This is a genomic window from Candidatus Nanoarchaeia archaeon (assembly GCA_035290625.1).
Taxonomy (GTDB): Archaea; Nanobdellota; Nanobdellia; order Woesearchaeales; family DATDTY01; genus DATDTY01.
On sequence record DATDTY010000015.1, the window covers coordinates 26,808 to 34,557 of the forward strand.

11 protein-coding genes are annotated in these 7,750 nt (G+C 42.6%); 9 read left to right on the top strand and 2 right to left on the bottom strand.

Going from position 1 to position 7,750, the window contains the following annotated elements; translation table 11 throughout:
- Positions 1-12: 12 nt before the first annotated feature.
- Positions 13-1,074 (bottom strand): hypothetical protein, encoded by a 1,062-nt coding sequence (locus VJB08_01240; GenBank protein HLD42592.1) that lies wholly within the window; start codon positions 1,072-1,074, stop codon positions 13-15.
- A 283-nt stretch (positions 1,075-1,357) separates the two neighbouring features.
- Here VJB08_01240 and VJB08_01245 point away from each other — a divergent pair, with 283 nt between their 5' ends.
- Together VJB08_01245 and VJB08_01250 are read left to right on the top strand one after the other, a co-directional pair.
- Positions 1,358-1,654, top strand: coding sequence for a hypothetical protein (locus VJB08_01245; GenBank protein ID HLD42593.1), 297 nt, complete (start codon positions 1,358-1,360; stop codon positions 1,652-1,654).
- A 17-nt stretch (positions 1,655-1,671) separates the two neighbouring features.
- Positions 1,672-1,926 carry a ribbon-helix-helix domain-containing protein gene (locus VJB08_01250; protein HLD42594.1) on the top strand — a complete coding sequence of 85 codons (255 nt, stop codon included), beginning with the start codon at positions 1,672-1,674 and terminating at the stop codon, positions 1,924-1,926.
- Here VJB08_01250 and VJB08_01255 read toward each other — a convergent pair.
- A complete protein-coding gene (locus VJB08_01255; GenBank protein ID HLD42595.1) occupies positions 1,919-2,326 on the bottom strand; it encodes a PIN domain-containing protein in 408 nt (135 codons plus the stop codon). The genes VJB08_01250 and VJB08_01255 overlap by 8 nt on opposite strands.
- Before the next feature lie 285 nt (positions 2,327-2,611).
- Between VJB08_01255 and VJB08_01260 the strand changes: the two genes are divergently transcribed.
- The 7 genes from VJB08_01260 to VJB08_01290 form a co-directional block, all read left to right on the top strand.
- Complete coding sequence (locus VJB08_01260) at positions 2,612-3,112, top strand: nucleotidyltransferase domain-containing protein (protein HLD42596.1); 501 nt, start codon at positions 2,612-2,614, stop codon at positions 3,110-3,112.
- Complete coding sequence (locus VJB08_01265; protein HLD42597.1) at positions 3,096-3,512, top strand: DUF86 domain-containing protein; 417 nt, start codon at positions 3,096-3,098, stop codon at positions 3,510-3,512. The genes VJB08_01260 and VJB08_01265 overlap by 17 nt, the downstream gene beginning before the upstream one ends.
- Positions 3,513-3,533: 21 nt before the next feature.
- Positions 3,534-3,674, top strand: coding sequence for a hypothetical protein (locus VJB08_01270; protein ID HLD42598.1), 141 nt, complete (start codon positions 3,534-3,536; stop codon positions 3,672-3,674).
- Positions 3,675-4,003: 329 nt separating this feature from the next.
- Positions 4,004-4,630, top strand: coding sequence for a nucleotidyltransferase domain-containing protein (locus tag VJB08_01275; protein ID HLD42599.1), 627 nt, complete (start codon positions 4,004-4,006; stop codon positions 4,628-4,630).
- Positions 4,631-5,101, top strand: coding sequence for a hypothetical protein (locus VJB08_01280; protein HLD42600.1), 471 nt, complete (start codon positions 4,631-4,633; stop codon positions 5,099-5,101).
- 92 nt (positions 5,102-5,193) lie between these two features.
- Complete coding sequence (locus VJB08_01285) at positions 5,194-6,360, top strand: nucleotide sugar dehydrogenase (GenBank protein HLD42601.1); 1,167 nt, start codon at positions 5,194-5,196, stop codon at positions 6,358-6,360.
- Between the two features lie 67 nt (positions 6,361-6,427).
- On the top strand, positions 6,428-7,750 hold a 1,323-nt coding region (locus tag VJB08_01290), incomplete at its 3' end, for an ATP-binding protein (GenBank protein ID HLD42602.1).

Below are 7,750 nucleotides of genomic sequence, written 5' to 3' on the forward strand. Positions count from 1 at the left end.
TATTCTTTGCGGTTAAGGAGCACTTGCATTCAGGTTAATCCAGTATCCAAACCCAGACGTTGCAGTTGTCAAGGAATTCAGGAAGGCAGGGGCCTTTGGATCAAAGACTTTCCATTCATTTCCGGCATCAAAAGGATCATAAATCCACGCAGCCAGTGTCTGGTTGGTGTAGTTTCCAAGGAAGGCCTCAATTGGTTTTCCTGTTGTGAATGGATATCCTATCATGTTCCATCCATTGGCCATATTTAAGGTAAAATTCAAGCTGTCAATGCCAGTCACATTAAGCGTTGTATCCTTGCTCATGTTGATCCAGAACCCTTGGCCTCTGTGGATCTCTGTCAAAGAGTTCAGGAAGTCAGGAGCAGCAGGATCAAAGCCCTTCCATTCTGTTCCTACTGATTGGGCATCGTACAGGTTAATCACATTAAAGTCTCCTATGAGGTTCTTAAAGATGTTTCTTACAGACTCGTTTTCAAGGACAAGAGGTATGGAAACAAGGTTCTGTCCCTTCTTTAGGGGGATCTGGAGTGTGGTGAGTGAGACGACGCTAAAGCTTGCCTCTCCAGAATAGATATGGGAAGCTGAGGGGCTGTCTGCATTCATATCAAGAGTCAGCGTGTGATTGCCTGGCGTAATGCCAAGGAATGTGCTATTCAGCTTTACGTGATAAGAAAGATTCCCCGTATAGCCCTGGTCAAGGCCATACCCATAGCCAAAGTTTGTGAATTCTAAAGTAGCCTCATCTGTTCCTGAAAGGTTTCCTGTTCCAAAGCTTCCGGTGCTTAAAGGAGTGATTTCGATTCCTAGGCAGGGAGTTGTCGGAGTTCCGTTGACTGCAAAGCTGCAGATCGGAGCTGCATCAAGCTCAAGGCTTAAGTCAGTGATTGGAATCCTTTCATTCGGGTTGATCATAAGGTTCAGGTCTGCCTGGACTTCCTCATCAGGCACATACTCCGGCTTGCTTGTAAAGACAGAAACAGAGACAGCTGTTGCAAAATTTGGTATAAGATAGATGGCAATCACTAGTATTGTAAGGGTTATACTTAGTAGACTCTGCTTCCCGTTCTTATTCACAGTTCCTCACGCAGATTCTGCTAAGGAAGCTACTTTATAAAGATTTTGATTGTTGGAGCTATAGGATGTGGGATTTATGTGGAATGAATATATCACTGGAGGATAACAATCCTTAAATAACCGTAGGGATACCATTTGCGAAGGGGGAAGCATGGTCAACGTAGACATTGATGATACACTCTATAATGAGATCAAGGAGATTGTAGAGAAAGACAGGCTGAGCTACTCCTGCATCAGGCACCGGCAAGATGGCCTTTGAGAAGGTATCGGAGGTTAAGAAGGAATGAATCCGGAAAGCGCTTTAGTCGTATTTCAGGGAAAGGGGATCAGAGGGATATGGCACAATAATGAGTGGTATTTCTCAGTGGTGGATGTTATTGCTGCCTTAACAGACAGCCCCACGCCCATGCAATATTGGGGCAAGGTCAAGGACAGGGAATTTGCAAAGCTTGAGTTGTCCCCAATTTGGGTACAACTGAAGTTGATTTCAGCAGACGGCAAGAAATATGACACTGACTGCGCAAATACCGAGTCTATGCTCACAAGAATGAAGGCGCCACAAGTTTTATATACTACTTAGTATTACTTAGTTATACCATGGAAGCTGTAAGCTTGAAATTAGAAGATTCATTTTTGAAGGACATAGAGAGGTCTATGAAGAGGCATAGATATACGACGAAGACAGAGTTTATCAGAGAAGCAATAAGGGATAAAATGAGGGGCCTGGAAAAAGAAGAGGCATTATTGAGGGTAAAGGGGCTTTATGGGGCATCAAAAAGGAAGACAACAGATGCAGAGTTACATAGAGCCAGAGAAAAGGCTTTTAGAGAGCTAGACAAGGAGCTTAGATAAGGTCTTCTGGCAGTTTAGCAATGGTAATATCTCTTAACTGCATAAAATGAAGGTCTCGGGAGATCATTTGCAGATTATTGTCTCTGCATAAAATAGCTTGTAAAGCATCTCCTTCAGGCACATTTCTCTGTTTAGCCGTCTTTTTAGCTTCTTCTTTTTGCTCTCGATAGATATGAACTTTCTGGATATTATTTGGCTTGAGCATACTCAAAACAGAGTCTATTTGATCTTGGGTATAATCCAGATCTTTGAATTCTTTAACATTCAAATCGGAATACCCTATCCTGAGATCTTCGTTAAGTATCTTAAGAATCAATTTTAAAGCTGACCCTCCATTCTTACCCCTTTTCTCATGGAAATCTAACCAAATTGAGGTGTCAAAATAAAATCCCTCTGTCATTTAGATCAGCCACGTATCTCTCCTTATATAATTTGCTGATGAAATTGGTTTTCGTTTTGATTCTTGAGTGAAGAAAAAAACAACAATCTTTAAATAAACGCATCCATTCCGCATAAGAAATATGTTTGGGGGAAGCATGGTCAACGTAGACATTGACGAGAAGCTTTACACTGAGATCAACGAGCTTGTTGGAAAAGACAGGCCGCTCAGATGGTCGTGGCAGAACGGAAAAACTTAAATATAACCTAAATAGTGGTTATTATAACCTAAATAGAGGTTATCTAAATGGGCATCCTTGATTTTTTAAGATCAGACAAGAATACGAGGAAGGTATTCGGGAAGAGGGAATTAAAGATTATTGAGAAGCAGCTCTACGGAGTTGCCTTAAGCCAGTCAGAGAAAAACAGGCTCTCCCGGGATATACGCAAAAAGCTTGAGTTTATGCGGGAAGCTGCCAGGTTTTCAGAAGAATTTGAATTAAAGAAGGGAAGCATCATCAAAGACGCAATAGAGGAGGCTAAAGAGGCCATCTTAGCTGAGTCTAACAAGGTCAATGAAATACGGCTCTACGGCTCTGCAGCAGAGAATACTCTTACGCTCAGGTCAGATATCGATATAAGCGTTGAGTTTTCCGCTATCAGCCTAAAGGAGGCAACGCTGTTCAGGAAGAGGATTTCCGGAAGGGTCAATCCCCGGATAGACATCCAGGTCTACAATCATCTGCCTGAGAAAATAAGAAAAGAGATCAGGGCTAAAGGCAGGGTGCTGTATGAGGATAAAAGATAAGACAGAAGAGATTGAAGGCTACCTCTCAGAGCTTTCAGAGATCATGCCAAAAAGCCTTGAGGAATACAGCGAATTAAAGACAAAAGCTGCATGCGAGCGGTATTTTGAGAAGATTATTGAGGCAACAGTTGATCTGTCTTTTTTGCTGATCAAGGAAAGGCGGCTAAGGCCTGCTGAAGAAGATAAGGAATCCTTTGATATCATCTCAAAAGAAGGGCTCATCCCTGCTGAACTGGCAGGCAGGCTTAAGGATGCCAAAGGGATGAGAAACATACTTGCCCATGAGTATGGAACCGTTGATGATGAAACTGTTTTTCACGCCATAACAGAAGAATTGGCAGGCGATATTAGGGAGTTTATTGCTCATGTTAAGCATAGGGAAAAGGAAGAGAAAGGATAAGACAGGAGAGTTGGGGGAAGCATGGTCAACGTAGACATTGACGAAAAGCTGTATGCTGAGATCAAGGAGATTGTTGAGAAAGACAGGCTGAACTATCCTTCCATCCGGCATTTCGTGCATAAGGGATTATTGGAGAAGGTGAAGAATGGGGGGAAGGGATGAATCCTTGATTAGGCTGCGGATCTTGGACAGGCTTTTGAGGGATTTATGCCTTATGGAGGTTGTATGGTGAGGATTTGCGGAGGTCTAGGATGAAGCTGGTGGGTGTTATTCCTGCGTTTGATGAGGAAGAGCCCGTTGCCATTGCACGTTTATTTTCATTTATTTGAAAATATGAGGTATTATTTATAAATGAAAACAAGTATATTCACTATTTTGAAAATAGAAAGATTTAAATATATGAAACAGTTATCTATTTTCACTATTTTGAAAATGTATATACCTAGCAAAGTGATTTCGATCATCCTCAAAGATGGAGGTTTTGGCATAAAATGTTCCTCGAAAACGTGGTAGGATCAAAGGCAAAAGTAAAGATACTCAGGGTTTTATCAGAATCCAGAGCTGCTTTCAGCCTGCAAAACCTCAAGAATGAAACCGAGCTGAGCATTGGAATAATCCACAAGGCCCTTGAGGAGTTAGTCGAAGAGGGGATTTTGCTTAAAATCAAAGGAAGCAGAAAAGAAAGGCTCTTCAAGTTCAATACTGAACATCCTTTCGCCCATGAGGTATTTGAGATTTTCAGAATAGAAAAAACGCGGCAGCGGAAAGAGATTGTATTTTTACATACATGGAATGTCCTGGAAAGCGCTGTTGCAAAAATAAAAGAAAATGCCGGCTTAATCATGCTCTTTGGAAGCCAAGCCAGGGGGGATGCAACATTACGAAGCGACATTGATTTGCTGATTGTGCCAAAAAATTCCCAGGATGGGATTTTAGATGCGCTGCGTGAGGTAAAATCAGGCAATAAAATAAACGCAACGGTTATAAGCCTGGAAGCCTTTAAGAACGATGCAAAAAAGGACACGTTATTCCACAAAAACATAAAAAGCGATTCCATCATCCTGCATATCAGTCCTGAGCTGAAGGAAGAGGTAGCCTCATTTCTGGGGGTCATCTAAATGGATAAAGAATTTGAAGAAAAATGCCTGGGCAGGAGAACGCTCACATTGGAGCCTACGGTAACCAACATAGAGGACAACAGGATGGTGCAGCAGCTGTCAAAACAGCATAAAAATAATTCTGAATATTTTCTGGAAGGCACCAAGGCGCTATTGAAATCTTCTGCCCCATTATTAGCGGTGTTGACAGGCTATTTTGCCATGGAGCACAAGGCAAACCAGATTTTGGCTTTGAAAGGCTATAAAGTCGAAAGCCATATTTGCGTGCAGATTGCCCTAAGCCGGGTTTTAGGCAGGAGAGCTCTTGCAAAGAAAATAAGCCGGGTTTTTGAATTAAGGCAGAATATCGGCTACCGAATGTTTTTAGCCCATAGCGAAGAAGAGAGAGAAAATACAGAGAAGATTATTAATGGGGACATTATTCCTTTCATAAGAGAGATTGATGGCCTGATAGAGAAAGAAGATTATTAAAGTTCATGTTGGGGGTTTAGGATGAAATTAGGGGTTATTATCCCTGCACTTCGTGCGCAAAGGATTGACAAGGTGAAGAATGGGGGGAAGGGATGAAAAGCGTCTGCATTATCGGCCTGGGGTATGTGGGCATGCCACTGGCTGAGTTATGCGCTCAGAAAGGGTATGATGTTGTTGGATATGATATTCTCGAGAAGAAATCCAGGATAAAGACGACTACTGACCCTTCCTGCATCAAAGAGGCTGATATTGTCGTGATGTGCGTTCCCACTCCTGTTGATGAAAGACACAATCCTGATTACGGTCCTGTGCAAAAGGCAGCTGAGTCAATTTCAACGTTTATGAAGCAAGGCCAGCTTGTGATCATTGAATCAACCCTGAATCCCGGAGCGACTGAAGAGGTCATCAAGCCGATTCTCGATGAGAGCGGAAAGAGGTATAATCTTGCCTATTGCCCTGAAAGGATTGATCCAGGAAACAAGGAATTTACGCTTACAAAGATACCAAGAGTCATCGGAGGAATTGATGCAGAGAGCTTACAATTGGCAAAGAAATTCTATGCCTCAATCCTCGACTCACCAATCAAAGAGATGAGCTCAATCAGGGCAGCAGAGGCAGTCAAGATTGTCGAGAATACATTCAGGGATGTCAATATCGCTTTTGTGAATGAATTGGCTAAAGGCTTTGACAGCATCGGCCTTGATGTGATTGAGGTTATCCAAGGAGCGTCAACAAAGCCGTTTTCCTTTATCCCCCATTTCCCTTCCTGCGGAGTTGGAGGCCATTGCATCCCTGTAGATCCATATTACCTTATCAGGAATCCCGGCAAGAACGGCTTTGACTATAAATTCCTGAAATTAGCGAGGGAGATCAATGAGGGCATGCCTGCGTATACGGTGAAAAAGGCACTAGAGGCAATTACGGAAAAAGGAAAAAATGCGAAGGACGTGAAAATCAGCGTTCTTGGCTTGGCGTATAAGGGGAACGTTCCTGATATCCGCGAGAGCCCTTCCTTCGAGATCATTCATGAGCTGAGGAAGCTGGGGGTTGAGCCTTTGGTTTTTGATCCCCATGTTCCTGAAAAGTCAAACTGCAGCTTTGAGGAGGCTCTTCGCTCTGATGTCCTGATATTTGCATCAAACCACGATGAGTTCAGGCAGATCGACTTCTCTAAGATGAAAGATAAGATCGTGATTGACGGAAAGAACTTTTTGAAGATTGAGGATGGCTCGATAACCTATAAGGGGATTGGGAGATGAATGAATATTCATTATTATTGAATGATTGGGCGGCTGAGGAAAGCTTGAGGATTTTGGAAAGGACAAGATGAAATTCAAAGAGTCCGAGACCGTTGAATTGAAGAAATCAACCTCTGAACTAAAGGAGGCTGTTATTTCGATAGCTTCCATCCTGAACAAGCACCAGAAGGGGGAGCTTTATTTTGGGATAAAGAATGACGGGGCCGTTGTCGGGCAGGAGATTACCGAAAGAACGCTCAGGGAAATCTCAAAAGCAATTTCTGACTCCATTGAACCAAAGATCTATCCCTCCGTACAGAAGCTGGATCTCGAGGGAAAAGAATGCGTCAAGGTTTCTTTTCATGGAGAAGATGCGCCTTATTTCGCTTTTGGCAGGGCCTATATCCGGGTTTCTGATGATGACCGGCGGCTGAGCCCAAAGGAGATTGAGAATTACATCTTGAAGAAGAACATGGGGAAACTTCGGTGGGACAGCCAAATATGTGAAAATGCAACATTAGGGGACATTGATGAAAGTGCGATCAGGAGATTCATTGAAGCAGCAAAAAAATCAGAAAGGCTTGCCATTAAAAATGAAAAGAAAGGATTAGTCCTTAAAAAGCTCGGCTTAATCAAGGATGGCAAATTGACAAATGCAGCAATAATCCTTTTTGGCAAGGAGCCCAAGAAATTCTTCAACAATGCTATAGTTAAATGCGGAAGGTTTAGGGGGGTCACGAAAGAAGGATTTATTGACATGAAGGATTTTGACGGCAACTTATTTGACAGTTTAGACAAGAGCATATCTTTTTTCCAAGAGCATTTAAGGTTGTCCGCTAAAATTGAAGGGCTTTATCGAAAAGAGAGATGGGAAGTCCCGATTGAAGCATTAAGAGAAGCGGTAATTAATGCTTTGATACACAGGGAGTATTTTAGCACAGGGTTTGCTTATATCAAGATTTACGATTCTGAAATTGTCATTGCCAATCCCGGAAAGCTTCCTGATAAAATAAAGATCAAGGATTTGTACAAAGAGCACGAATCGGTGCCGAAAAACCCCTTATTAGCCAAGGTTTTTTATTATACCGGGTTAATTGATGTGTGGGGCAGGGGCATTCTCAATATCATCAAATGGCTTAAAGCGGAAGGGCTTGATAAGCCAGCGTTTGAGGAGTCTGCGGGCCATTTCAGGATAATCTTTGAAAGGCCGGCAGGAAAAACTTCGGAGAAAACTTCGGAGAAAACTTCGGAGAAGATAATTGAACTGATAAAAGCCAACCCGGAGATCAGCGCAAAGGAATTGAGCCAGAAAATTGGGATAAGTTCGAGAGCAATAGAAATGCAGCTTTCCAGCCTGAAGAAGTCAGGAAAAATAAAAAGAGTCGGCCCGGACAAAGGCGGCCATTGGGAG